Origin of the sequence: Noviherbaspirillum sp. ST9, from assembly GCF_048799745.1 — a bacterium.
GTDB lineage: Bacteria > Pseudomonadota > Gammaproteobacteria > Burkholderiales > Burkholderiaceae_D > Noviherbaspirillum.
This window is the reverse complement of sequence record NZ_JBLWFR010000210.1, coordinates 1-529: the sequence shown is the minus strand read 5'-3', so window position 1 is coordinate 529 and position 529 is coordinate 1. Positions and strand designations below refer to the sequence as shown.

Annotated in this window: 1 protein-coding gene; it reads left to right on the top strand. The window is 65.6% G+C overall.

The window, feature by feature from the left end; genetic code table 11:
- Positions 1-28: 28 nt before the first annotated feature.
- A partial coding sequence (locus ACNOHI_RS25575) for an efflux RND transporter permease subunit (RefSeq protein ID WP_420477531.1) occupies positions 29-529 on the top strand: 501 nt, incomplete at its 3' end.

The following is a 529-nucleotide window of genomic DNA, read 5'->3' as shown; positions in this document are numbered from 1 at the left end:
GCAGAGCTGGCGTGCGGCCCTGATCCCGGTGATCGCCATTCCCGTGTCGCTCATCGGCACCTTGGCGGTGATGGCGGCGGCCGGCTTCTCACTCAACAACCTCTCCATGTTCGGCCTCGTCCTCGCCATCGGCATCGTTGTGGACGACGCCATCGTGGTGCTGGAGAACATCACCCGCCACGTGGAGGAGGGGACTCCGCGCTATGAAGCGGCCCTGAAAGGAGCGGCGGAGGTGGGCTTCACCGTCTTCGCCATCTCCATCTCGCTGGTGGCCGTGTTCATTCCGCTGCTGGCCATGGGCGGCATCATCGGCCGTCTGTTCCGCGAGTTCGCCGTGACGCTGTCGGCCTCGATCCTCGTCTCCATGGTGGTGTCGCTCACCGCTACGCCCATGATGTCGGCGCGCATGATCGATGCGAAGCCCGCCACGTCCCCTAGCGGTCGTCAGAGCCGCCTCGCCCGCCTATCCCATCTGCTTGACGGCTTCTTCGCCTGGGTGACGGCCACCTACGAAAAGTCCCTCGGCTGG